Origin of the sequence: Providencia sp. PROV150 (assembly GCF_028481025.1) — a bacterium.
Lineage (GTDB): Bacteria > Pseudomonadota > Gammaproteobacteria > Enterobacterales > Enterobacteriaceae > Providencia > Providencia hangzhouensis.
This window is the reverse complement of the sequence record NZ_JAMPPJ010000030.1, coordinates 17,724-41,714: the sequence shown is the minus strand read 5'-3', so window position 1 is coordinate 41,714 and position 23,991 is coordinate 17,724. Positions and strand designations below refer to the sequence as shown.

At 42.0% G+C, this 23,991-nt stretch carries 20 protein-coding genes and 1 pseudogene; 9 read left to right on the top strand and 12 right to left on the bottom strand.

Translation table 11 applies throughout. The annotated features are described in order from the left end of the window. Positions 1-167 precede the first annotated feature (167 nt). From PSE83_RS18365 to PSE83_RS18335, 7 genes and pseudogenes are all read left to right on the top strand, one after another. Positions 168-2,963: a xanthine dehydrogenase family protein molybdopterin-binding subunit gene (locus PSE83_RS18365; protein ID WP_272661016.1), complete on the top strand. Its 2,796-nt coding sequence runs from the start codon at positions 168-170 to the stop codon at positions 2,961-2,963. Next, positions 2,960-3,511, top strand: coding sequence for a (2Fe-2S)-binding protein (locus tag PSE83_RS18360; RefSeq protein ID WP_004260697.1), 552 nt, complete (start codon positions 2,960-2,962; stop codon positions 3,509-3,511). Before PSE83_RS18365 ends, PSE83_RS18360 begins: the two co-directional genes overlap by 4 nt. Next, positions 3,508-4,743 carry a c-type cytochrome gene (locus PSE83_RS18355; protein ID WP_004260701.1) on the top strand — a complete coding sequence of 412 codons (1,236 nt, stop codon included), beginning with the start codon at positions 3,508-3,510 and terminating at the stop codon, positions 4,741-4,743. Before PSE83_RS18360 ends, PSE83_RS18355 begins: the two co-directional genes overlap by 4 nt. 426 nt (positions 4,744-5,169) lie before the next feature. Beyond that, positions 5,170-8,088, top strand: a complete 2,919-nt coding sequence (locus PSE83_RS18350; RefSeq protein ID WP_110592290.1) for a xanthine dehydrogenase family protein molybdopterin-binding subunit — start codon at positions 5,170-5,172, stop codon at positions 8,086-8,088. Further along, complete coding sequence (locus PSE83_RS18345; protein ID WP_004260707.1) at positions 8,085-8,651, top strand: (2Fe-2S)-binding protein; 567 nt, start codon at positions 8,085-8,087, stop codon at positions 8,649-8,651. Before PSE83_RS18350 ends, PSE83_RS18345 begins: the two co-directional genes overlap by 4 nt. Before the next feature lie 11 nt (positions 8,652-8,662). Continuing rightward, complete coding sequence (locus PSE83_RS18340) at positions 8,663-9,982, top strand: cytochrome c (RefSeq protein ID WP_272661015.1); 1,320 nt, start codon at positions 8,663-8,665, stop codon at positions 9,980-9,982. A gap of 55 nt (positions 9,983-10,037) precedes the next feature. Further along, positions 10,038-10,478: pseudogene (locus PSE83_RS18335) on the top strand (Fic/DOC family protein); the annotation flags it as partial. Here PSE83_RS18335 and PSE83_RS18330 read toward each other — a convergent pair. The 3 genes from PSE83_RS18330 to PSE83_RS18320 form a co-directional block, all read right to left on the bottom strand. After that, complete coding sequence (locus PSE83_RS18330; protein ID WP_172766848.1) at positions 10,475-10,639, bottom strand: hypothetical protein; 165 nt, start codon at positions 10,637-10,639, stop codon at positions 10,475-10,477. The pseudogene PSE83_RS18335 and the gene PSE83_RS18330 sit on opposite strands and share 4 nt — an antisense overlap. A 210-nt stretch (positions 10,640-10,849) precedes the next feature. Then, positions 10,850-12,217: a hypothetical protein gene (locus PSE83_RS18325; RefSeq protein WP_272661014.1), complete on the bottom strand. Its 1,368-nt coding sequence runs from the start codon at positions 12,215-12,217 to the stop codon at positions 10,850-10,852. A 391-nt stretch (positions 12,218-12,608) separates the two neighbouring features. Beyond that, positions 12,609-12,803 carry a hypothetical protein gene (locus tag PSE83_RS18320; RefSeq protein WP_172766846.1) on the bottom strand — a complete coding sequence of 65 codons (195 nt, stop codon included), beginning with the start codon at positions 12,801-12,803 and terminating at the stop codon, positions 12,609-12,611. Between the two features lie 584 nt (positions 12,804-13,387). On the opposite strand from PSE83_RS18320, the gene mutS reads away from it, so the two are divergent. Both mutS and miaE read left to right on the top strand, forming a co-directional pair. After that, complete coding sequence (mutS, locus tag PSE83_RS18315; RefSeq protein ID WP_164564711.1) at positions 13,388-15,955, top strand: DNA mismatch repair protein MutS; 2,568 nt, start codon at positions 13,388-13,390, stop codon at positions 15,953-15,955. Position 15,956: 1 nt separating this feature from the next. Then, on the top strand, positions 15,957-16,721 hold the full coding sequence (miaE, locus tag PSE83_RS18310; RefSeq protein WP_164564709.1) for a tRNA isopentenyl-2-thiomethyl-A-37 hydroxylase MiaE: 765 nt from the start codon (positions 15,957-15,959) through the stop codon (positions 16,719-16,721). A gap of 78 nt (positions 16,722-16,799) precedes the next feature. Here the strand turns inward: miaE and rpoS are convergent, their stop codons facing one another. The 9 genes from rpoS to cysC form a co-directional block, all read right to left on the bottom strand. After that, the gene (rpoS, locus tag PSE83_RS18305; protein WP_004260723.1) at positions 16,800-17,786 is read right to left on the bottom strand and encodes an RNA polymerase sigma factor RpoS; all 987 of its coding nucleotides are present in this window, start codon (positions 17,784-17,786) and stop codon (positions 16,800-16,802) included. A gap of 54 nt (positions 17,787-17,840) precedes the next feature. Continuing rightward, positions 17,841-18,911 carry a murein hydrolase activator NlpD gene (nlpD, locus tag PSE83_RS18300; RefSeq protein WP_004260725.1) on the bottom strand — a complete coding sequence of 357 codons (1,071 nt, stop codon included), beginning with the start codon at positions 18,909-18,911 and terminating at the stop codon, positions 17,841-17,843. A 307-nt stretch (positions 18,912-19,218) separates the two neighbouring features. After that, the gene (locus PSE83_RS18295; RefSeq protein WP_004260727.1) at positions 19,219-19,845 is read right to left on the bottom strand and encodes a protein-L-isoaspartate(D-aspartate) O-methyltransferase; all 627 of its coding nucleotides are present in this window, start codon (positions 19,843-19,845) and stop codon (positions 19,219-19,221) included. Next, positions 19,842-20,603, bottom strand: a complete 762-nt coding sequence (gene surE / locus PSE83_RS18290; protein WP_004260729.1) for a 5'/3'-nucleotidase SurE — start codon at positions 20,601-20,603, stop codon at positions 19,842-19,844. Before surE ends, PSE83_RS18295 begins: the two co-directional genes overlap by 4 nt. Further along, positions 20,581-21,639 carry a tRNA pseudouridine(13) synthase TruD gene (gene truD / locus PSE83_RS18285; RefSeq protein WP_164564707.1) on the bottom strand — a complete coding sequence of 353 codons (1,059 nt, stop codon included), beginning with the start codon at positions 21,637-21,639 and terminating at the stop codon, positions 20,581-20,583. The genes surE and truD overlap by 23 nt, the downstream gene beginning before the upstream one ends. Then, positions 21,605-22,117 carry a 2-C-methyl-D-erythritol 2,4-cyclodiphosphate synthase gene (ispF, locus tag PSE83_RS18280; RefSeq protein ID WP_004260732.1) on the bottom strand — a complete coding sequence of 171 codons (513 nt, stop codon included), beginning with the start codon at positions 22,115-22,117 and terminating at the stop codon, positions 21,605-21,607. The genes truD and ispF overlap by 35 nt, the downstream gene beginning before the upstream one ends. A 9-nt stretch (positions 22,118-22,126) precedes the next feature. Then, positions 22,127-22,864, bottom strand: a complete 738-nt coding sequence (gene ispD / locus PSE83_RS18275; protein ID WP_004260733.1) for a 2-C-methyl-D-erythritol 4-phosphate cytidylyltransferase — start codon at positions 22,862-22,864, stop codon at positions 22,127-22,129. A 67-nt stretch (positions 22,865-22,931) separates the two neighbouring features. Then, positions 22,932-23,219: a cell division protein FtsB gene (gene ftsB / locus PSE83_RS18270; protein WP_004260736.1), complete on the bottom strand. Its 288-nt coding sequence runs from the start codon at positions 23,217-23,219 to the stop codon at positions 22,932-22,934. A 160-nt stretch (positions 23,220-23,379) separates the two neighbouring features. Then, the gene (gene cysC, locus PSE83_RS18265) at positions 23,380-23,988 is read right to left on the bottom strand and encodes an adenylyl-sulfate kinase (RefSeq protein ID WP_004260739.1); all 609 of its coding nucleotides are present in this window, start codon (positions 23,986-23,988) and stop codon (positions 23,380-23,382) included. Positions 23,989-23,991: the final 3 nt, after the last annotated feature.

The following is a 23,991-nucleotide window of genomic DNA, read 5'->3' as shown; positions in this document are numbered from 1 at the left end:
TGCGTATCTCATAAATAAAGTATATTCAGTAAGATCACAAGAACTACTTATCATTAATTTGAAATTTATTAAGAGAAGTATAATATAAATGTGATACAAGTAATTTTTTCGATGTGACTATAAAAATAAAAATACCGATGTAATAATAATAAGTGTAAGGGTGTATTATGAGCAAAAGCAATGTCGAACTCTCCCGCAGACACTTTCTAAAATGTGCCGTTATAGCGGGAATATCTGTTTATTTAGCCCCTTTGTATAGCCGTGCTTTTGATGTGCTATTCGAAGAAAAAATCCTTCAATCTCCTGACTGGAACCCGGTCGACAAACAAATCAAATTTCGTATTGATGGGTTTGCCAAAGTCCAAGGGGAAAAAGTCTTCGCCAGAGACATTCGTGCACGTGATATCCCTCACTGGCCAAAACAGCAAGGTCATGCATTTTTACTCCGCGTGACTCAAGCCGATAAAATTTACCAAGGCTTTAACCTTGATCTGCTAAAAGATGGCCTGATGCCTGACCGCATCGTAACTGCAAGTGACTTAGAAAAAGATGGCGTTGCTTTCCCTGAATTTTATGGTGATGATTTATTGCTTCCAGAAGGGAAAACTCCCGCTTACCTTGGCCAAGCCGTCGCATTATTGATTTATCATGATTTTGCTAAATTCCGTTTTGCCAAAGAAACCTTAAAATTCCGTGACGATGTTATCCAATACGGCGCAGTAACTGGCCCATTAGAACGAGACCCATGGGGAACCTACCGTGGCGTGCGAATTGGCAATGAAAATCCTTATGAGCCAGATATTTATTCAAGCCTAAAAGATATGCCAATCTCCCCTATTGGCATGAAAAAGCACTTACCCGTTTGGCCTGAAGGTCGCGAAGGCGGAAAATTAGATCAACAAGGCATGCTATATGCTGATGAGCTCGCTAAACAACTGGAAAACCCACCGGAAGACTGGTTAGTGCTCAAGCGAAAATACTTTTCTCAATCCATTGATACTGCTGCCTTAGAGCCTGATAATGCTAACGGTTGGTACGACGCCAAAACACAGTCATTCCATCTTGTTATTCCGACACAGTCCCCTCAGGAAGTTGCGGAATCATTACCAGAGATGTTGGCAAAATCGCATTTTCCAATTAAACAAATTTTCCTACACCCTTGTTTTACCGTTGGTTATGGTTCTAAAGACCACACTCCATTCCCCTATTATGGTGCGATGGCAACATTATATGGAGACGGAGTCCCTATTCGTCTAGCTAATGACCGTTATGAACAATTTCAATCTACCATCAAACGCCATGCTTTCGATATGGATTACACCTTAGCGGTTAATAAAAAAACGCATAAAATTGAAGCCCTTTCAGCTTCTTTTATCGGTGACGGCGGTGGTCGCTGTAATTTTACGCCTTCCGTTGTCATGGTCGGGGCTACTGGGGCCCAAGCTATCTATTATATTCCCCGTAGTGATTTATCTGCGATCGGTATTGCATCAAGAGCTGTCGATGCGGGTTCAGCTCGCGGTTATGGTACTTTACAAGCCATGGCAGCAACCGATATGTTAATGGAAGAAGCCGCAAAACTCCTAAAAGTAGACCCCATCGAGTTCCGTCTTAAAAATATCATCAAATCTGGGATGAAAAATACCCAAGGGGCAATTCCTGGCGGCGCAATTCGTGCCGATGAAGTGTTAACCCGCTGTGCTGCTCACCCAATGTGGACTGACAGAGCCAAACGTAAAGCCGACTTTGAAGCGAAACATAGCGGTAAACTATTCGGTACAGGGATTTCTTGTGTGCAAAAAGACTTTGGGACAGGTGCGGAATCCTCCTTTGCTCGCGTAGAACTTACCCCCGAGGGTAAAATAGCCATTTATCATAGTGGCGCAGAAATTGGTACAGGTATGTCAACGTCCCAATCGGTGGTTTGCGCTAAATGGTTAGGAAAGCCTGCGGAACAAGCTCATTTTTCTGTTGTTGATTGGTCAATTTTACCGATGATCTCAACAGGTAACCCATTTGCTATGTCACAAGATGAGCAAAACCACTTAGCACAAAACCCATTATGGACACCGAACTACTGCTCACCTGCGAGTGCGAGTAATTCAGCCTATTATTTCACCCACAGCACAGAAGCAGCCGCACGCCTTATATTCGAACATGGGTTATGGCCAGCTGCCATGTCAATTTGGCAAGAAGGGATTGGCGGCGGACAAGCGGCCCCTCTAGTTGTTCGCCGTGAAGATGCTCGTTGGGTTGCTGAAGGCTTAACTGCTGATGGGCTTGAGGTGCTTAGCTTGCCGCGCTTAATTGAACGCACTTTTGCAATGGGCGGGGTAACTGGCGCAGTGTGCCACGTATTTAACCGCTGGCAATGGGCTGAAGCCGATTTCCCTATTCAGGGTGAAACTCGCCGTTTACCGATTGATGGGCTATCACTACGATTTGCCGATAAAGAATACCAAGTTTGCCACCGCGAAAAAGCTTATTACCCTGATACACAAAGAAATAATGCCGGAGTCACTTACTACAGTGCCGTCGCTACCGTTAGCGAGCTATCCATTGATAAAGCGACTGGGCAAGTCGAATTGCTGAATCACCATAGTGTGGTGGAATGCGGTAATCTTATCGTCCCACAACTGGTTTCAGGACAAATTCAAGGTGGATTAGCAATGGGTATCGGCCATGCACTCCATGAATATTTACCTCTCTACGAAGATGGTCCCGGTAATGGGACGTGGAACTTCAACCGTTATCATCTCCCGCTTGCCAGTGATGTTGCAGTTTGGCAACAAACCAATGAAGTCCTACCAGGACTTTCAGATACTGACCCGCCGAAAGGCGTTGCTGAGGTTGTTATGATCCCGGTAGTTTCATCCATCGTCAATGCCATTGCAGATGCAACTGGTCATCATTTCTTGCATTTGCCTGTACGCGCAAAAGACATTTTAGAGGTAATATCATGAGCCTAAATTTCCTTCCCCTCACCTTAACCATTAATGGCCAACAGTATGGACCAATGGACGTGCCTGAAGGCCTCATGATGATAGACTTTCTTCATGAATATGTTGACCTAACAGGTTCTCGCCTAGGTTGTGGCCAAGGCATTTGCCATGCTTGCGTTGTTATATTAGATAATCCATCTGGTACCAGCGAAGAAATCCGCACCTGTATTACTGGTGCACATTTTTTCAATAATAAAAGCATCCGAACTATCGAAGGGGCTGCCACCAAAGAAGAAAACGGGGAGGTAAAACTATCTCCGGTTCAACAAGCTTTTGTTGAAAATTTCAGTTTTCAGTGTGGCTACTGTACCCCAGGTTTTGTAAATGCAGCGACTGTATTTATTGAAGAACTTCAGCGAAACCCGATTGCAGAAGCAGACTTAGAAGAGGCTATCAAACAAGCTCTAAATAACCATATTTGCCGTTGTACTGGTTATGTACGCTATTATGAAGCAGTACGCGATGTGGTTCTTGCGACTCCTGGTCTTATCAAGGAGGCAGTAAAATGATCAAACGAATTATTTTATGGTTGATAGCCATCGCTATCATCGTTTGGGCGGTACTGTATTGGTATGAAAGCCGTACCTTAGATGGTCCAGTACAAAAAGTAACTGCGACGCCTCAAGAAATTGAGCGAGGCCGTTACCTCACTCTTGCCGGTGACTGCGCTGCGTGTCACACCAGTGCTGATGGTGCACCATTAGCCGGTGGTTTTCCACTCGATACCCCATTTGGTACCATCTACAGCAGTAACTTAACGCCCTCAGCCGATTTTGGTATCGGCCGCTGGACAAAAGATGATTTTTATAAAGCACTGACCCAAGGTATCTCTCCACCGAGTAAAAATCTTTATCCGGCAATGCCTTATACATCCTATAAAGGGATCACTCGGGAAGATTCTGACGCTATTTACAGTTATTTGATGAGCCAGCCAGCTATTGATGTCGCGCCACCTGAAAATTCATTGCCATTCCCACTGAACCAACGCATGGCAATGATTGGCTGGAATTTATTGTTTTTTAACGATAAACCACTCCCCGATAGCTCACAAGGTAGCTCCCCTGAATGGCTACGTGGTAAGTATTTAGTTAACGTATTAGAGCACTGTGCTGAATGCCATACGCCAAGAGGAAAACTGGGAGAAATGGATTTAGATAACTTTATGAAAGGGGGTGCTTTAGGTCGTTTTGTTGCTCCAGATATTACCCCGCAAGCGCTTGCAGAACGAGGATGGACAAAAGAAGATTTACAGCAGTTTTTCATGACTGGACTCACACCACAAGGTTCCGCCTACAGTGATATGCACCCTGTAATTTATCTGAGTTCACAACATTTAACGCCAGAAGATAATAGTGCCATAGCCACCTATTTAATGGGCGATAACCCGCTAGCAACTTCGCCATTAAGGGTGGGGGAAGGTAATACACAAGGCCGCCAAATTTATTTAGAAACCTGCTCAGGTTGCCACTCCTATGACGGTAGCGGTAAACCGAATGTGGCGGTGGCAATGAAAGGAAATTCAACATTGCGTGATGTGGATAGCACTAACCTAATTAATGCGATTCTAGATGGTTTGCCTGAGCAAGCGTTCCCAAATAACCAATATATGCAAAGCATGCCAGGGTTTGCCAATAAGCTAAATGACCAACAAATTAGTGACTTAGTGAACTTCCTTCGTGTTCAGTGGGGAGGACAACCAGCTGATGTCACCCCGGAGCATGTTAAATCCTTACGTCAATAATGACAAAAAATGAACTATCGGGCTTGTTCGTATTTAACGAGCCCAATAGTTTTCTATTTAATAACCGAATACAAATATACTTTACATAATTAAATGCATATTGATTTAATCATTTATTAATAAGAATTAGTATCATTTAAATAAATTGTATTCTAATAAAGCTCAGTTATTTTATTCAATACTGTCATATTAAGATGACTTCAACAGTATTATTCACTTTCTTGTCTAAATCCCTTTACTCGTTCTTGATATATCATTACAGATACCCATACTATTTATGTAACTTACTGAGCTATCTGATATTAGTCATCAAATTGTGAGCAAATTTAAGCGAAATAAAACGATCTTATAATGAATGACTAAAAAATATTATTTACTTCCATTGCTCATAATAAAAACCCTAAAAATATAATCAGGGAGCACAACATGTCGGGACATATTTCTAGACGCAATTTCATCAAACTAGGCACTATTGCGGGCATTGCTGTTATGGTCGGCAAACTCCCTTTTGCAATAGCAATGGAGCTCGATTCTGACGCCCCATCAACGGATTGGATTGGTCAAAACGGTAAAGCACGTTTTCGTTGGGATGGCGTTGAAAAAGTCACTGGCCGTAAAAATTTTGCTCGTGATTACCGCGCTAAAGACATCCCCGGCTGGCCAAAAAAACAAAGTTATGCCTTTATGTTAAAAGCGACAGAGGCAGATAAAACCTTTGAAGGCATTGATATTTCAATGTTAGGGCCAAATCTACAACCTGATAAAGTTGTTTTACAAGAAGACCTTATCCGTGATGGCTTAAATATTCCCCAAGATACCAGTATGGGGAAAGGCTTCTATGGCACCAATATTTTAGTTCCTTTAGGGGACACACCGCCGATTATTGGCCACCCAGTTGCTATCTTGATTTATCATGATTTCGATAAATATAGTGCAGCACAGCGGATGTTACGCTTTGCCACAAACACCGTAAAATACGGAACGGTGACAGGGCCAAAACCGCCCGCTAACTACGGTGCAGCACGGTACGTGCGTATCGGTGGTGACACACCACTTTCGCCTTCTATTTTTTCCCCTTATCAAGATTCAGGTATTAAAGGCGGGTTCGATGGCAATACGCCTATTTGGCCACCTTATGACCCCAAGCACGCCATTTCTATTCCCCCAGTGATCCGTAAAGATCGTGGCGGTGGCTTTATTCAAGCCCTTCATCAGGCAGAAAAAAGCCCTGATAAACAAGAAAAAGCGATGGATTACGCGCGGCAAATTGAGCAAGAAATCGCAGCGGCTCGCGAAAACCCTGATAAGTTTGTGATTGAGCGCCATGGTTTTTCACAATCCATTGACCCTTGCGCGATGGAGCCAGATAACTGTAATACTTGGTATGACGCGCAAACCAAAACACTGCATATCTTAACCGCGACACAGTCTCCTGCTGGTGTAGTTAATGCTGCTGCTGAGCTATCTAAACACAACAAACATTTTTCCGTCGAAAACATTGTGTTATTAACCGGTTCTACTGTTGGTTACGGCTCAAAAGACTATTCGGTTTTTCCTTTTTATTCGATGGTCGCTAGTTTCTATGCTGATGGCTTACCTGTTCGCATGGCAAATGACCGCTATGAACAATTCCAAATGGGAATGAAACGCCACTCCATTGAGATGGATGTCACCATTATTGGTGATAAAAAAACGGGTAAGTTTGATGTATTAAAAGGCACTTATAACTGTAATGGCGGCGGTCGTGAAAACCTCTCCGTTGCCGTATCTCACGTAGCAGTGCGCGGTGCTCAGTCTATTTATTACTTCCCTAAATCTGACCTCACTGCTCTCGCCATGGCCACTCCGGCTGTCGAAGCGGGGTCAATGCGTGGTTTTGGTTCCTTGCAGTCGATGGCAATCACTGAATTGATGGTGGATGAAATCGCTCATAATCTTAATATTGACCCGATTGAACTGCGCCGCCGTAATGCCATTTTAGAAGGTTATCCAAATACACAAGGTGGTGTAATAGCCGGTGACCCGCGCAACGTTGAAATGTTAAATCTTGCGGAAAAACACCCGATTTGGGTCGATCGTGAGAAAAATAAAGCCGATTATGAAGCGAAAAACCCCGGTAAGTTATACGGCGTTGGCTTTGCACAGGTGCAGCAAGTTTATGGGTCTAGCGGTGTTCCAACGATTCTTTCTCTTGAATTTGATGCCAATGGCAAGCTAACAATGCGCCATTGTATGCAAGAGATTGGCACCGGTGGCACAACCGCACAGCAAGTGATGGTATGGCAAGCACTCAGCAAAGCCCCTGATGTCGTTGAGTTTGGGGTGACTGAGTTTGAAGAACTACCGCTTAAAACCAGTTGGGCCGACCAGAAAAAACAAGATGAATTATCCAAAACTGATCCCTATTGGACACCCGCTCTAATACCTGACATGAGCTCATCAAGTGGTGTTTACTACATTGGGTTCGGTACGCGCCAAGCTGGCCATTTTTTATTGGAAAATACCCTCTGGCCTGCGGCTAAAAGCATTTGGAGTGAAGGCCCCGGCGGCGGTGCGTTCAACGGCTTAAATGTTGAATTTGCCGATATTCGCGTTGGCCCAGATGGTATTGGCGGTGGCGGAATGAAGCCCATTCCTTTTGACATTTTAGCCAGAAGAGCCCATGAGATGGGGCTCATCACTGGGGTTGCTGTTCACGGTTATTCCAGCTGGCAGTGGGCTCGCGCAGAATTCGATATCCCAACTGTGGGTTTGAAAAATCTCCCTCTCGATGCAATATCCGTTCGTTATGGCGAGGGTGCACCACAAGAATTGAAAAAACAAATGACAACTGGCGGTTACCATTTTATTAAACGTAAAATTGCCTACTACCCACCAACACAACGCGCCAAAGCGGACCCAACAACGGTCACGCCTGCGTCTTGTTTAGTCGAGCTCAACGTCAACACCATGACGGGTGAGGTCGATATCATGCGCCACCATATGATTATGGACCCGGGCACAATGATTGTTCCTGAACTGGTTTCAGGGCAAATTCAAGGGGGTACAGCAATGGGTATCGGCCATGCCTTGATGGAAGAGTTACCACTCTATGAAGATGGTCCAGGTAACGGAACATGGAACTTTAACCGCTATGTTCTGCCACGCGCTAAAGATGTTGCCGTTTGGCAGCAAACCATTGATTACTTACCACCACTTTCAGAAACTTCGCCACCCAAAGGCATGGCAGAACTGGGGATGATCCCAATCTTACCTGCGACGAGCAATGCATTAACCCATGCAACAGGCAAGCGTTTCTATGAATTCCCTATTACGGTAGATAAAATTAAAAAGGCACTCTCATGAAAATCAACAATGCCGTTCCGATTATTGAGCGCAAGCCACTAACACTGACCATTAACGGCCAAAAAATTGGTCCTATTGATGTCCCTGTTGGGATGCCAATGATTGAGTTTCTACATGAATACCTAGACCTCACTGGCACCCACTTTGGTTGCGGACAAGGGATTTGCCATGCTTGTACCATTATGGAAATCCAGCCCGATGGCACAACGGTTGAAAGCCGGACTTGTATCTTTGGTGCCCATTATTTCAACAATAAAAATATTGTTACCATCGAAGGGCAAGCCAAACTGGATGAACAAGGCAAAGTTGTTGAATTAACGCCAATTCAACAAGCTTTTATCGAAAACTTTTCGTTCCAATGTGGTTATTGTGCTCCCGGTTTTGTCACAGGTGCAACGGTGTTTCTTGATAAACTGAAGAAAAATCCAGTGAAACGAGACCAACTCGAACATGCGATTGAAGAGGCTCTCAATGAGCATATCTGCCGTTGTACAGGTTATGTACGCTATTATGAAGCTGTGAGGAAAGTCGCTCTCGACACTCCTGGCTGCGTGATCGACTAGGGAGAAACATCATGGCTAAATCCAGCTCTCTACGTAAAAGCATTTATATTATTATCTTATTATTCATAATATTAATGCTTGCGATCCTGTTTGGCGCTTTTCGTACCTCCAGTATCGGCCCTGATTTAGATAAACCGCTAACCTCAGAAGAAGTCGCCAAATTATTGCCAAGAGGGCAAGAACTGGCAACCGCTGGGGATTGCTTTGGTTGCCACTCATTACCTGAAGGGCCATTGGCTGCGGGGGGGCGTGCTATCGGAACCCCTTTTGGTACCATTTACTCCACGAATATAACGCCTGATAAACAATTTGGTATTGGTAACTATACCCGCGCTGATTTCCATCGTGCGTTGAAAGACGGAATTGGCAAAGAAAGAGGTAATCTCTACCCTGCGATGCCGTTTGTATTTACCCATATGACCACATCGGAAGATATTGATGCACTATATGCTTATGTGATGTCGCTTCCACCAATAGCCGTGCCAAACAAAGAAAATACAGGTGTCTTTGTCCTACCCGTTCGCCCATTTATGAACTTCTGGACTTTGCTTAATTTTCCTAAACAAAATGCACCCCATGACCCGCAACGCTCTGCAGAATGGAACCGTGGTGCATATATTGTCGAAGGTTTGGCACACTGCGGTGCTTGCCACTCACCGCGTAACTTAATGATGGGTGTCGAGTTTTCACGGTCACTTCAAGGGGGTGAAGAAGCGGGCTTAGCGATCCCTGATATCACAGCAGAAGCGCTTTCCAAACATGGCTACGATACCGCCTCTTTGAGCCAATTTTTACTGACGGGCAATGCCCCACAAGGCTCTGCATTTGCAGACATGAGCACAGTGACTCATTTTTCTACTAGTCAGATGAAAAAAAGCGATGTTGATGACATGGCGATTTATTTGATGACCGATAAACAAGGAAAAATACTCGGAGCCAAAGCCCCACCAGCGCCATTACCGGAGGCAAGCTCACCAGAAGTGGGTGATGTCAGTCAAATAATGGAAACTGGTCGCTTGATGTATATGTCTACGTGTGCAGGTTGCCACGGGATCACCGGAGAAGGTGTACCAAATGGCATTCCAGCGTTAAAAGGTAATGCCATCCTAGCCATGGACAGCCCTGAAACCTTTATCAGTGTGGTATTAACCGGTATTCCAACCACCACCTTCCCGAACGGGCAGCGTATGTATGCAATGCCAAGTTTTGCCGATGATTTAACACCACAAGAAATGGCAGATTTAATTTCATGGGCGCGCGCTGAGTGGGGAGGACAAGGTAAACCCGTCACCGCCGAACAAGTTGAAAAACTGAAAAAATTAGCGCAGTAACTAAAATACTCCTCGGCGACTTATATTAGTTCAAAGAGGAGATATTACATAATTTACCATATCACTTATTCAGCGTTGGCACCGTCAATGGCTAGGGAATGTTTACGAGTGGGCTGGTCAGTTACGTACGGTGAATATTAGCAAGGGTGGCTTTATGTTTGCCCTTGCGGGTCATGTTGCAAAGTTGCTTGCTCAATTCGAGAAAGAATATCTAGCGAAGTACGCACCCTGCACTAATATAAGCAGAAAGCGCGTCATAGAAGCGATTGCAACAGTACATGTGGAGTTAATTCTGATACATCCGTTTAGGGAAGGAAATGGGCGCTTATCGCGGCTACTCGCTGATGTGATGGCAGTACAAGCAGGGTTTCAGCCGTTAGACTATGAAAGTTGGATCCAACACCCCGAGCAGTACATTGCAGCAATCCACGCAGGGTTAAACCTTAACTATGACCCCATGAAATATTGGATTAATGGAGCCTTAAAAGAAAGCTAAATCGCCAGTTTCAAATGCCCAAATTTCTCACGCTTTGCTTTCATCTCTTCTTCAAAGCGACGAGACTCCTGCCCTGTTTCAATCGCTGTAGAGGTTGCTACCGAACGAGTGAGTTGAGTACGAGTTGGTCTTGTTGCTTGAATTAATTCGTTCTTTTTCATGGTAGTCTCACATCAAACGGGTGGTAGTGCATTCTGTCATCGTTGTTTTATTCCAACTAGTAATAAGTTAATAAGACCAAGTGGGATTGACTTAACTTAACAACGTAAACATATTAACAACTTACAAAATAAAGTTAAATAATCTGGAATCTCTGAGGGTTATATTCCCCCGCTATAAGAGCCGAGGGTATGCATCAAAAAGTCAAATCGTTATTTTTCTCCAGAGTCCTCTTCTAACTTATCATCTATTTTTTCAAAAGGAAGGTTGCTATAAATAGAAAAATCATATCCATCAGGCATAATTTTTTTAGCTGTTTGTAATATTTTTATGGAATCACTTCCATTTCTAGAACGATTTCGCCAATAACATTGATTATTCTTATTTGTGCCATCCAGAAGTACTTTCATTTGCGCTACTGAGTATTTTTCTAAATTATTATTAATATCTCTATCAAAATAGATGTCTGCTCGTTCGAAATCAGAACTACTTATAAAACACGCAATACCATAATCTAAAAACTCTGATGCCAAACCTAGTTCATTACAAACACGTTTAAAAATTTCAAAGTGCTTTGGATTGAGAAAATTACCTTTATCCCCATACTCTTTATGATATTTCTCAATAATTACTTTCGTTACTAGTTTTACATGTTCCTCTGGTGAATCAGAAATAAAAAAAGCAATACCAAAATAAGATAAATTATTTTTTAATACTGGCTTTATGATTTCCTTAGCTGAATCATCTAAAGCATCATATATTTCTTTTTCCATAGAAATAAATTCAATGAGTGATTTCACTGCATCATCATTTGTTGAAAGACTAGAATAATAAATTGGTTCTGATTTAATAGAATCCAGTATAATTTTCCTTTCCTTTTCAAATATTAGTTGTAGTGCTCTGGTATTTATTTCTCTATTCTCTACAGGTTTTGCATCTTCAGATCTAAATGAGAACTTCCATAACCCTTTAAATATTTTAACAAAAACATTTTTATTCATAGATTTAAAATATTTAGCGTCTAAATATTTTTTAAGGGCCATATCAGATGGAAATAAATCTTTTACCCTTTCAAGATCTGACACAAATGTAGAGAGTATTTTTTGAGACATAAATGGAGGTTTACTTAATATTACTTCAATACCATTTCGTATATCACTCTTTATCATTTCCTGTGTTGGCTCGAACAAGGTATCTTCATCGCTAATTACTGGATGAGCTGATAAATGCCTATGTTCTTGTATCAATAAAATTTTATGGTTAGAAGCCGTATCTAGTAACTGAGTTCTTTCAAAAACTTTTTTAATAAGTTCTTTTTCCCACTTTGGTGAGTATGGATCATCTTCCTGTAATACTTTAATTTCTAATAATATTTTCTCTGCAACTTTATCATTATGAACATCTTGTAGCTCTTGAAGCTTGAATATTATATCGCATACAACTACAGACCAAAGCATTACCGTTGCTGATCTATAACAATCGTTAGCATAACTTTTATAAACTTCTTCAAAATATTTTCTGATTCTTTTATCATAAATTTTGTTTTTCTGAGACTCTAACGAGAAAATTTTAGCATCCATATATTTTCCATAATATAGTGATATTTAAGTAAAAAACCATTAGCTTTTAGATGTATTATCAACTGATTTATTGATATTTTTAGTTTAAATTAACTCACATTAGATTAATTTAATTAAATAATAACTCCCATAAAAATAATAATCAAACTGTAAGGTAGATTATTATTAGATAGATTTACTATTTCATCTATAAAAAACTATTTTAATTTTAATTCACTACTAACAACCATGCTTCAGTACTATCTCCAAGTATGGATACTGCCAATCACCATCAGACAGCTTATGCAAGCTCACAAATCCATCGTGTTCTAGCGCACAAACACCGCTATGCGAGCTTACATAATCATAAACTGCTCTGCTCTGTAAGCCTTGAATCATATGGGCAAGTAATTTACGTCACATCACGACGCCACGCCTTCCACTCCTCATTTTTTGTTTTTCTCTTTGTGGTATTGAATGGCTGCCCAACCGCATTCACGACAGAAAGCCCATACCCATTTTTCTTTCCTATTTTTAGATACTTGTCAATGAGTTGATTTATGCTTTCGCGTAGCTCTATTGTTTTTAATTTCCAATGTTCCAGCATTTCTGATACAAAATCATAGGCAGAACTTGGCAACTACGCTAAAAATCTCTTAAGTTCGTTATCGTCTAAATGGCGGGTACTGACTAGTTTAAACTTGGCTTGCTGCAAGCTAGATTTCGCCAATAATACAGGGTTAGCAAAACTATCATCGAAATATTCTAGACCGATTGCAAACTCATAGGCCGCTGACAGTTCACATAATACATGCCCGCTTTAGCCTTAGCGCCTAGACTATCAATTTCTCGCACGAGTTCAGACTCATAGTAATAAGATTTATCTTGCAGTCTAAATTTTTATCTTGAATTTGCATATTCCTAATATGAGGTAAAATCCAGAACAACATTCCGACATAAATTTCATTTTTAGTCATCGATTTTCCTTTGTATCACTAATACATAATTCAGACCATTTATCACCAAACATGCATTGTCCCTGTGATAATCACGTCATACTATAGAGAATTGCATGGCTAACACGTTTGCCTACTCTCATTTCTTGCGATTTGTGGTATTTTAGTCTCTGAAAATAATCGTCGAATACACTCACAGAATTTAGTTAACTCAATACGTTAAACAGACAACATTATGACTGATAAGCAAAGTTTCGAATCTCACACCCCTATGATGCAGCAGTATCTAAAACTAAAAGCACAACATTCAGACATACTGCTGTTTTATCGCATGGGTGACTTCTACGAACTGTTTTTTGATGATGCTAAAAAAGCGTCTCAATTGTTGGATATTTCCCTCACCAAACGGGGACAATCTGCAGGGCAGCCGATCCCTATGGCCGGCGTTCCCCACCATGCTGCCGAGGGCTACTTAGCCAAATTAGTACAAATGGGTGAATCCGTCGCCATTTGTGAACAAATTGGCGACCCTGCTACCAGTAAAGGGCCGGTTGAGCGCCAAGTAGTACGTATTGTCACGCCGGGTACTATCACCGATGAAGCGCTATTAAATGAAAGGCAAGACAACCTATTAGCTGCGGTATGGCAAGACCAACAAGGCTTCGGGTTTGCCACATTAGATATCACTTCTGGTCGTTTTATTATCAGTGAAATTGCCGACGAAGAAGCATTACAAGCTGAGCTTCAACGCACTCGCCCTGCCGAACTTCTATACCCTGAAGACTTCGCCAGTATGGCATTAATTGAACACAATAAAGGCTTACGTCGCCGCCCATTATGGGAATATGAGCTTGATACTGCAAAACAACAGCTCGGTTTACAGTTTGGTACGAAAGATTTAATCGGTTTTGGGGTTGAAGATGCCCATAAAGCGCTCAGAGCCGCGGGCTGCTTATTACAATATGTAAAAGACACACAACGTACTTCACTGCCCCATATTCGCAGTATTGTGATGGAAAAACAAAATGATAATGTCATTTTGGATGCAGCAACTCGTCGCAATTTAGAAATCACACAAAACCTTGCAGGTGGTACAGAAAACACACTTGCCGCCATTTTGGATATGTGTGTAACCCCAATGGGCAGCCGTATGCTAAAACGTTGGCTACATACCCCATTGCGTAATATTCAAGTATTAAATAACCGCCAACAAGCTATTAGTGCATTGCAAGAATGCGGCTTTGGATTACAACCATTTTTGCGTCAGATCGGCGATTTAGAACGGGTATTAGCACGCTTAGCACTGCGTTCCGCTCGTCCACGTGACTTAACCCGTATGCGTTACGCATTCCAGCAATACCAAGATATTCATCAAATACTGAGCCAATCAAGTTGTTCGTATTTACAAGATCTTCAAAATCGTATTGGCCAATTTGATGAGTTACAAGACTTACTTGAAAAAGCCATTATTGATGCGCCACCTGTATTGGTACGTGATGGCGGAGTTATTGCCCCGGGTTATAACAGTGAACTCGATGAATGGCGCGCCCTTGCTGATGGGGCAACCGACTACCTCGATAGACTCGAAATTCGTGAAAGGGAAAAACTGGGGATCGATACCCTAAAAGTCGGTTATAACGCGGTTCATGGCTACTATATTCAAGTTAGCCGCGGTCAAAGCCATTTAACGCCTATCCATTACGTCCGTCGCCAAACGTTAAAAAATGCCGAACGCTATATTATTCCTGAACTCAAAGAATATGAAGATAAGGTATTGACATCAAAAGGAAAAGCATTAGCTATTGAAAAAGCGCTGTATGATGAGCTGTTTGATATGCTATTGCCTCATCTTGCTGCGCTGCAAACTAGTGCTGAAGCACTCGCTGAGTTAGATGTCCTAGCCAACCTTGCGGAGAGAGCACAAACTCTAGGCTATGCTTGCCCACAACTGACTGAAAAACCGGGTATCCAAATAACCGAGGGTCGCCACCCTGTTGTAGAACAAGTGCTTAGCGAGCCGTTTATTTCTAACCCATTATCACTATCACCACAACGTCGCCTATTAATTATTACTGGTCCAAATATGGGCGGTAAAAGTACCTATATGCGCCAAACTGCATTGATTACCTTATTAGCGTATATCGGCAGTTTTGTTCCTGCCAGCAAGGCAGTAATAGGGCCAATCGACCGTATTTTTACTCGTGTTGGAGCCTCTGACGACCTTGCTTCTGGCCGTTCCACCTTTATGGTTGAAATGACAGAAACCGCCAATATCCTTCACAATGCGACAGAACATAGCTTAGTGCTAATGGATGAAATTGGTCGCGGGACTTCAACCTATGATGGTCTTTCCCTTGCTTGGGCTTGCGCTGAAAATTTAGTTAATAAAATCAAGGCAATGACCTTATTTGCTACGCATTATTTTGAATTAACAACACTACCTGAAAAACTCGAAGGTGCGGTCAATATTCACCTCGATGCTATTGAGCACGGTGATACCATTGCCTTTATGCACAATGTTCAAGACGGCGCCGCCAGCAAAAGCTATGGCCTTGCTGTCGCTTCTCTTGCAGGCGTGCCAAAAGATGTGATTAAACGAGCGAAACAAAAGCTTAAAGAACTCGAAGTGATCTCAAACAATGCCAATGCGAGCCATGTGGATAGCGCTCAGCTTAGCTTTTTAACCACAGAAGATGTCGAACCATCACCAGTATTAACTGCTCTCGCTGAAATTGATCCCGATAAACTCACTCCGCGCCAAGCCCTAGATTGGATTTATCGGTTAAAGGATATGGATAACTAACATGGATGAGTATGCGCAATTACTCACACCAATCAGGCAGTTTCTGCAATGTGAAACGCCTGATGCGTGGGTAAAAAAAGCGAGTTTGCCTGAAAACTTGCCCATTATCTTAAAAGACCATTTATTATGCGAATTAAAAGCCGCGCAAAGTGCGATGTTTTTAATTCGCAAGTATGCCGTCGATAAAGACAGTGCTGCAGTACTACTTGAATGGTTTAAACCTTATGAATCATTTGCTTATGACAGAATTGGTGACATCCATACATTAAGAAACAAAAATCAGGTTTCTAAACAGATATTGGCAAAAAAACAATCAACTTATAGCCAAGATTTAATTGATAAAATGGTCCTGCTAATCAAAGAGGAACTTCATCATTTTTACCAAGTTCTAGAGATTATGCATGAACGTAATATTCCATACGATGGCATCACTGCAGGCCGTTATGCTAAAGGGTTGTTGAGCCATGTCGACCCCCATGATCCAAAAACCTTAGTTGATAAGCTAATTATTGGAGCTTATATCGAAGCACGTTCTTGTGAGCGTTTTGCTAAACTCGCCCCATTTCTTGATGAGCAGCTGGCAAATTTTTATATTTCATTATTACGCTCAGAAGCTCGCCACTATCAAGATTATTTGCACTTAGCACAATTAATTAGCAAACAAGATATTACTGAGCGAGTTAATTATTTTGGTATTATTGAAGCTGAATTAATTTCAACACCTGATGATGATTTTAAATTTCATAGTGGTGTCCCCATTAACTAAGCTTGTTCTCTATTATTTACATATAAAAAGTCCCTATAAACCTTAGCTTATAGGGACTTTAACTATCTAATCAACACCCTACATATTAAATAGCGACTCCAGAGTCAGCTCTTCTCCATGTAAAATATCTTTTAATCGCTTTAAACCTTCTACTTGGATCTGGCGAACACGTTCTCTTGTTAACCCTATTTCACGGCCAACTTCTTCCAGAGTTTCAGCTTCATAGCCTAAAAGCCCAAAACGTCGTGCTAAAACCTCCCTTTGTTTTGGGTTCAATTCATATAACCACTTAACAATATTCTCTTTTAAGTCATTATCTTGAATTGTATTTTCTGGACCTGAATCATTATCATCAGACAATACCTCAAGCAAAGATTTCTCTGAGTCCCCTGCAATTGGCGTATCAACAGATGTGATACGTTCATTTAAACGTAACATCCTACTGACATCTTCGACAGGTTTATCTAGCTGCTCAGCGATCTCTTCAGGACTTGGCTCATGGTCCAACTTCTGGGCTAATTCACGTGCAGTACGAAGGTAAATATTGAGTTCTTTAACGATATGAATAGGAAGACGAATGGTTCGAGTTTGGTTCATAATCGCGCGCTCGATCGTTTGACGGATCCACCACGTTGCATACGTCGAGAAGCGAAACCCTTTTTCAGGATCAAACTTTTCAACAGCACGAATCAACCCAAGATTTCCTTCTTCTATCAAATCGAGTAATGCGAGACCTCGATTATTATAACGACGTGATATTTTTACAACGAGACGAAGGTTGCTTTCTATCATGCGCTGTCGTGATGCAATATCTCCACGCAATGCACGTCTTGCATAGAAAACTTCTTCTTCTGCTGTAAGGAGTGGTGAGAACCCAATCTCACTAAGATAAATTTGAGTGGCATCCAGAACACGTTGATTTGTGTTCTGGAGTAAATCCATTTCGTCATCTAGCTCAGTAACCAGATCCTCTTCTTTAAACTGACTCTCGTCAAAAGTGTCATTTAAATTACTTTCATCGAGGTCATTATATAACTCGTTAACTTTCAGCGAACTTTGGCTCATCAGTGACTCCTACCCTAGATAATGCGGACAGAATGTCAAAGCACTCTGCCCAGTTTATCGTTGCGGCAAATAGCGCAACGGGTTTACTGATTTTCCCTTGTAACGAATTTCAAAGTGTAGTCTAACCGAACTAGTTCCAGTACTACCCATAGTGGCTATTTTTTGACCCGCAGTGACATCCTGCTGATCACGCACAAGTAACGTATCATTGTGAGCATAAGCACTTAGATAGTCATCGTTATGTTTTATAATTATTAGATTTCCGTATCCACGCAAAGCATTACCTGCGTAAACGACTTTTCCTGGCGCAGCAGCAAGCACAGCTTGACCACGAGAACCGGCTATGTCTACCCCTTTGTTCCCGCCTTGAGCATCAGAGAAACCTTCAATCATTTTCCCTTCAGCTGGCCAACGCCATTTTATTGACGAATTATTCGTACTGCTGACTGCGGTAGAAGCGGTTGCTGTCGAGGTTGTTGTTGTCGTTGAAACTTGCGTTGCAGGTTTCTTATTATTAGGCAACATCTTACCTGAAGTTTGACCACCACTGTTTGCAGGATACTCATTAGTTGTTCGAAGATCAACCGCTTGCTGATGACTATTTGATGAATTTGCCGCTAATTGAGTGTTCGAGTTCACATTTGTGTTACCAATATTAATAACCTGCCCTACATTTAGGCTGTAAGGTTCTGGAATATTGTTTCTCGATGCTAACTCACGGAAATCATTACCGGTTAAGTATGCAATATAGAATAATGTGTCACCACGCTGCACCGTATAACTATTACCGCTATAACTGCCTTTTGGAATACTGCCATAGTCACGGTTGTATACAATGCGCCCTTCACCATTAGTTGTTACTGGCGCTGAACTACGGCTTACAGGCTGAGTGTTAGTATTACTTGATAAATTTGGACGAGACGACGGCATTGCCGTGCTCATACCCGTATTTGATGACGAGGCCGGTGTCGTCCTTTGCACCGTCTGTTGGCTAGACTGGCTATCATTCACACTCGAAATAGGTGCCGCTGTATGATACGGTGTAGAACAACCTGCCAATAGCGCTCCGCTAAATGAAAAGATGACGGCCCATCGAATTCTGCTTATAGGGCTAACAATTTTCATGCTTCTTCTCCCGTGAAGAAAAATCTGACGCGACAATTCAAAACAATGTCAGCAATAGAGTTATCATAAAATATTTCACTTATTAAAGCAGAAATACAAAATAGTGAACAAGTTAAATATATTAAAAATATAACAATTTGAGAGTATGACCTAACGCTTTAAGCTATTCACCCAAATTCAGCTGGGTAAAATATCATATTTGGAATAGTTTTACTGCTATTTGGGTTAATAGAACCTTTGCAATGATATTTTATTTAAATCAATTATAAAAATAATCAGACTTTGATTAAATACCATTACAAATAGGTTAAAGGAGGTCACCGGCAACCAATGGGACAAAACGGACTTTTTCAATAACATTAGTATGGTAATCATTACCACGTCGAGTAATTAGCTTCAATGCTTGTTCTTTATCACCGACAGGTAAAACCATTCGCCCGCCATCTTTTAATTGCCCTAATAATAGAGCCGGTATTTCTGTTGGTGCCGCAGTAACGATAATAGCATCAAAAGGCCCTTTAGATTGCCAACCTTCCCAGCCATCTCCATGACGCGTTGAAACATTATGTAAATCAAGCTGTTTCAAACGCCGTTTTGCAGCCCATTGCAAGCTCTTCACCCGCTCAACAGAAAAAACATGTTTAACTAAGTGTGCCAATACTGCTGTTTGATACCCTGAGCCTGTCCCTATCTCAAGAACGTGATCATTCGGAGCTAAAGCCAATAGCGCCGTCATTTTAGCAACAATATACGGCTGAGAAATAGTTTGCCCATGCCCAATAGGTAATGGGATATTGTCATAGGCTTTATGGGAGAGCGCTTCATCCACAAACCGTTCCCGAGGAACGAGTGAAATGGCATCTAATAGGCGCTCATCGTGAATTCCCTGTTGGCGTAATTGAGCCAAAAGTTCTTTCATGAGCCCTGTTTTCATTTTACTGACACTCCTGATTTTTCGAGCCACTCTTCTACTAATGAATGTGCTTTATAAGCGGTTAGATCAACTTGTAATGGGGTGATGGAAACATAGCCATTTTGCACAGCTTCAAAATCCGTTCCAGGGCTGGCATCACGAATTTCACCAACAGGCCCTAACCAATACAGTGTATTCCCTTTCGGGTCTTCTAAACTATACACCTCAGAGGCGGCGTGACGGCTGCCACAACGAGTGACTTTGATTCCTTTAATCTCTTCGTACGGGATATCAGGTACATTTATATTTAAAATATTGCCTGCTCGCAATGGGTTCTTCTGTAAGAGCGCTAAAATATCGCATGTCACTTTAGCGGCACTTTCGTAATGCGTTTCGCCATCTAGCGATACCGCAATTGAAGGTAAACCTAAGTGGCGGCCTTCCGTTGCCGCTGCAACCGTGCCTGAGTAAATAACATCATCCCCTAAATTAGGGCCACAGTTGATACCAGATACAACAATATCAGGGCGTGGACGTACCACTTTATTCACCCCAATATAGACGCAATCTGTCGGTGTGCCTTCTTGTACAGCAAGGTCACCATTACTTAGCGTCTGAATTTTAAGTGGTTTATCTAATGTTAATGCGTTCGAAGCCCCACTCCGATTGCGGTCAGGCGCAATCACTTGAACATGATAATATTGGCGTAGCGCAGCCGCAAGGGTTTGAATCCCCGGCGCATTTACCCCATCGTCATTACTCAATAAAATCTTTAGCATCGACATTATCCTGCCCATTTTGATTAATAATTTCTCTCACAACACTGGTTGCAAAACAACCCGAGTTTAAGAAAAAATTCAGTTTTACCGTCGAGTCATCCAACCATTCCCACTGTAAATTTTGTGGTTTAACAACTACCGCCCGTCTAGCTGAAGAAACTCGTTCGCGCTGCATTAAAGAGATAAAGGGTTGATAATCCTCTAAACACTGGGTTTCAAATGCCAGTGCTTCATCCTGAGTACCCAATTCCCCATCACCTGGTAATGGCGCAGTAATACTTAATTCATTGGACTCCAAGCGAGGTTGCAATGTAGCAAATTCATCTTGTGTCGCGACAAACCAACTTCCTCTGCCGGTTAATTGCAGCGCATCACCCAACATTACGTGTTGAGCGGTATTATTTGCAATACGTTCACTTGCCACATGATTAAACATTGCACTACGTGCAGCAGAAAGATAAAAACTACGCTTGTTGCGTTCACGTACGTTGATTTCTTGGTTTGCCCAACGCAACGCTTGCGTTAAATTTTGCCCATCGCGCCCAAAACGTTGTTCACCGAAGTAATTAGGCACCCCTGATAATGCAACTTTCTGTAAACGTTGCTCAACGTCTTTTGCATCTGAAATATCACGCAAGGTTATTTCGAACTGGTTTCCTTTCAAGGAACCAATACGTAATTTGCGTTTTTGCCGAGTGACAGCCAGTATTCGGCAGCATTCGAGTTGCCAAGTCGAAAAAACAGGTGTTTCTTTACCTGGCATTTGCAGGCAAAACCACTGCTCCGTTACTGCATGCCTATCTTTTAAACCTGCGTAACTGACCGCTCTCGCTGAAATTTTAGCAAATTTTGCTAGTTGTTCAGCAACAAACACCGTATTGCAGCCTGTTTTTTCCACACGAACCATAACATGTTCGCCTTCGCCATCTAGCTCAAAGCCTAAATCTTCTTTGACGATAAAATCTTCTGGGACACTTTTTAATGTGCCAGAAGACAATGGCTTACCATGCAGGTACTGAACATTCATTACTTTCATTACTATTATCTTTTATTAAAAGAACAACTGCAGCACAGGCAATGCCTTCTTTACGCCCCACAAAACCTAATTGCTCGGTTGTGGTCGCTTTCGCATTGACATCATCCATGTGGCACTCAAGGTCTTCGGCAATATTCACACGCATTTGCGCGATATGTGGCAACATTTTTGGTGCCTGTGCCATGATGGTAATATCAATGTTACCAATGCGATACCCTTTGGCACGCACATGGCAAAACGCGTCTCTCAATAAGACTCGGCTATCCGCCCCTTTATATGCTGGGTCAGTATCAGGGAATAATTTACCAATATCCCCTAATGCAGCAGCGCCGAGAATTGCATCAGTTAACGCATGCAATACCACATCACCGTCAGAGTGCGCGAGCAAACCTTGTTCATAAGGGATACGCACACCACCAATGATAATAGGGCCTTCGCCACCAAATTTGTGTACGTCAAAACCGTGTCCGATTCTCATTTTTTTTCCTTAATTGTTCATTCTTGAAAGATAAAATTCCGCTAAAGTGAGGTCTTCTGGGCGCGTCACTTTTAAATTATCAGCGCGGCCAGCAACTAACACTGGTTGGTGGCCGCAATACTCTAGCGCAGAAGCTTCATCTGTGATCACAGCGTTTTCTTTCAAGGCCTTACTTAGACAGTCCCGTAATAATGTTAACGGAAAAAATTGTGGTGTGAGCGCATGCCATAACGCTTCACGTTCAACAGTGTGGTCAATTAATTGACTCGCTATTGAGCTGCGTTTCATGGTGTCGCGTACGGGGGCTGCGAGGATCCCACCACAACAATTTTTTTCCGCTGCTAATTGAATAATTTCATTTAAATCTGATTGATGGAGGCAGGGACGCGCCGCATCATGCACTAATACCCAGCAATCTGAAAAATTGGGGTTAGTGATTAAAAAATCCAGACCTGCTAATACTGAATCAGCACGTTCTTTGCCACCAATAACCGTCGTTACTCGTGGGTCATTAGAAATTGCAAGCTGCTGAAAATAATCGTCTTCTGCACTCAAAGCAACCACAATCTCTTGCACTTTATCATTTTCGAGCAATGCGCTTATGGTATGTTCAATGATCGTTTTACCTGCAACCTGCAAATATTGTTTTGGGCACTCGGCATTCATACGGCTACCTACCCCAGCAGCAGGAATCAGTGCAACAATTTGAGGGAGATTGTTTTCTGGGGCATGATTTGGATTTGTCATTGTTGAATTCTTACATCAGAAATTATCAGGCTAATGGGTATACTATTTTGACATCATTTTATTATGTCTATTTCTGGTTATTACTTTCTTTAACCATCCGATAAAATGATTCCCCTGGTTTGATCATCCCAAGCTCAGTTCGAGCTCGTTCTTCAATCGCATCTTGGCCATCATTTAAGTCGTTGATTTCAGCGAATAGCTGTTCATTACGCATTTTTAAACGCGAATTTACAATTTCCTGAGCGGCGACATCATCTTTGACTTGTACGTAGTCGTGTATGCCATTTTTGCCTAACCATAAGGAATACTGTAACCAAGCTAATATCGCAATTAATAGTAGCGTTAATTTACCCATCTTGCCCCCTGAAATGATTTGCTAATCATCCCATAACTCAACGATTGACGCTACTGTGATACTGAAATTGTGATAAAAAGTCAGATTAAGTCGGGTTTGAATACGCAAAATACCGCCTTATTTTACCATCGAATAAAATAAAGGAGGTATTTTAGCTGTATTAATAATCTAGCTGAATGACATGATTGCGCAATAAAAGCGCAATGATTTGGGAAAGAGAATCCGAAATAGGTTGTTGACCATCCAGATGCAGCTCAGGATGTTGTGGTACTTCATAAGGGGAATCAATCCCAGTAAATTGTTTTATTTTCCCTTCTCGTGCTTGTTGATATAACCCCTTAGGGTCTCTCTGTTCACAAACATTTACGGGGGTATCCACATACAACTCAAAAAATTGCTCGGGTTCAAACAAGTCACGAACTTTCTGTCTATCCGATTGGAAAGGTGAGATAAAGGCAGTCGCAACAATTAACCCCGCATCGACCATTAACTTCGCCACCTCTCCCACTCGACGGATATTTTCTTGTCTATCAGCCTCACTAAATCCTAAATCACGGCATAAACCATGGCGAATATTATCGCCATCCAACAAGTAGGTTTTCATTCCCATGGACGTAAGTTGGTTCTCTATTGCCCCCGCTAATGTTGATTTCCCAGAACCTGATAACCCGGTGAACCACAACACAGCACCTTTATGGCCATTATTACTTTCGCGTAATTGGCGAGTTACCGCGTGTTGGTGCCAAACAATATGGTTTTCTTTTGTCATCCG

Coding starts and splice junctions, on each gene's coding strand:
- surE (WP_004260729.1), bottom strand. CDS start 20,603: ATGCTAAAGATTTTATTGAGTAATGACGATGGGGTAAATGCGCCGGGG.
- ftsB (WP_004260736.1), bottom strand. CDS start 23,219: ATGGGTAAATTAACGCTACTATTAATTGCGATATTAGCTTGGTTACAG.
- PSE83_RS18360 (WP_004260697.1), top strand. CDS start 2,960: ATGAGCCTAAATTTCCTTCCCCTCACCTTAACCATTAATGGCCAACAG.
- mutS (WP_164564711.1), top strand. CDS start 13,388: ATGACTGATAAGCAAAGTTTCGAATCTCACACCCCTATGATGCAGCAG.
- cysC (WP_004260739.1), bottom strand. CDS start 23,988: ATGACAAAAGAAAACCATATTGTTTGGCACCAACACGCGGTAACTCGC.
- PSE83_RS18320 (WP_172766846.1), bottom strand. CDS start 12,803: ATGCTGGAACATTGGAAATTAAAAACAATAGAGCTACGCGAAAGCATA.
- PSE83_RS18325 (WP_272661014.1), bottom strand. CDS start 12,217: ATGGATGCTAAAATTTTCTCGTTAGAGTCTCAGAAAAACAAAATTTAT.
- PSE83_RS18330 (WP_172766848.1), bottom strand. CDS start 10,639: ATGAAAAAGAACGAATTAATTCAAGCAACAAGACCAACTCGTACTCAA.
- truD (WP_164564707.1), bottom strand. CDS start 21,639: ATGAAAGTAATGAATGTTCAGTACCTGCATGGTAAGCCATTGTCTTCT.
- ispD (WP_004260733.1), bottom strand. CDS start 22,864: ATGACAAATCCAAATCATGCCCCAGAAAACAATCTCCCTCAAATTGTT.
- nlpD (WP_004260725.1), bottom strand. CDS start 18,911: ATGAAAATTGTTAGCCCTATAAGCAGAATTCGATGGGCCGTCATCTTT.
- ispF (WP_004260732.1), bottom strand. CDS start 22,117: ATGAGAATCGGACACGGTTTTGACGTACACAAATTTGGTGGCGAAGGC.
- PSE83_RS18345 (WP_004260707.1), top strand. CDS start 8,085: ATGAAAATCAACAATGCCGTTCCGATTATTGAGCGCAAGCCACTAACA.
- PSE83_RS18355 (WP_004260701.1), top strand. CDS start 3,508: ATGATCAAACGAATTATTTTATGGTTGATAGCCATCGCTATCATCGTT.
- PSE83_RS18365 (WP_272661016.1), top strand. CDS start 168: ATGAGCAAAAGCAATGTCGAACTCTCCCGCAGACACTTTCTAAAATGT.
- PSE83_RS18295 (WP_004260727.1), bottom strand. CDS start 19,845: ATGAAAACAGGGCTCATGAAAGAACTTTTGGCTCAATTACGCCAACAG.
- miaE (WP_164564709.1), top strand. CDS start 15,957: ATGGATGAGTATGCGCAATTACTCACACCAATCAGGCAGTTTCTGCAA.
- rpoS (WP_004260723.1), bottom strand. CDS start 17,786: ATGAGCCAAAGTTCGCTGAAAGTTAACGAGTTATATAATGACCTCGAT.
- PSE83_RS18350 (WP_110592290.1), top strand. CDS start 5,170: ATGTCGGGACATATTTCTAGACGCAATTTCATCAAACTAGGCACTATT.
- PSE83_RS18340 (WP_272661015.1), top strand. CDS start 8,663: ATGGCTAAATCCAGCTCTCTACGTAAAAGCATTTATATTATTATCTTA.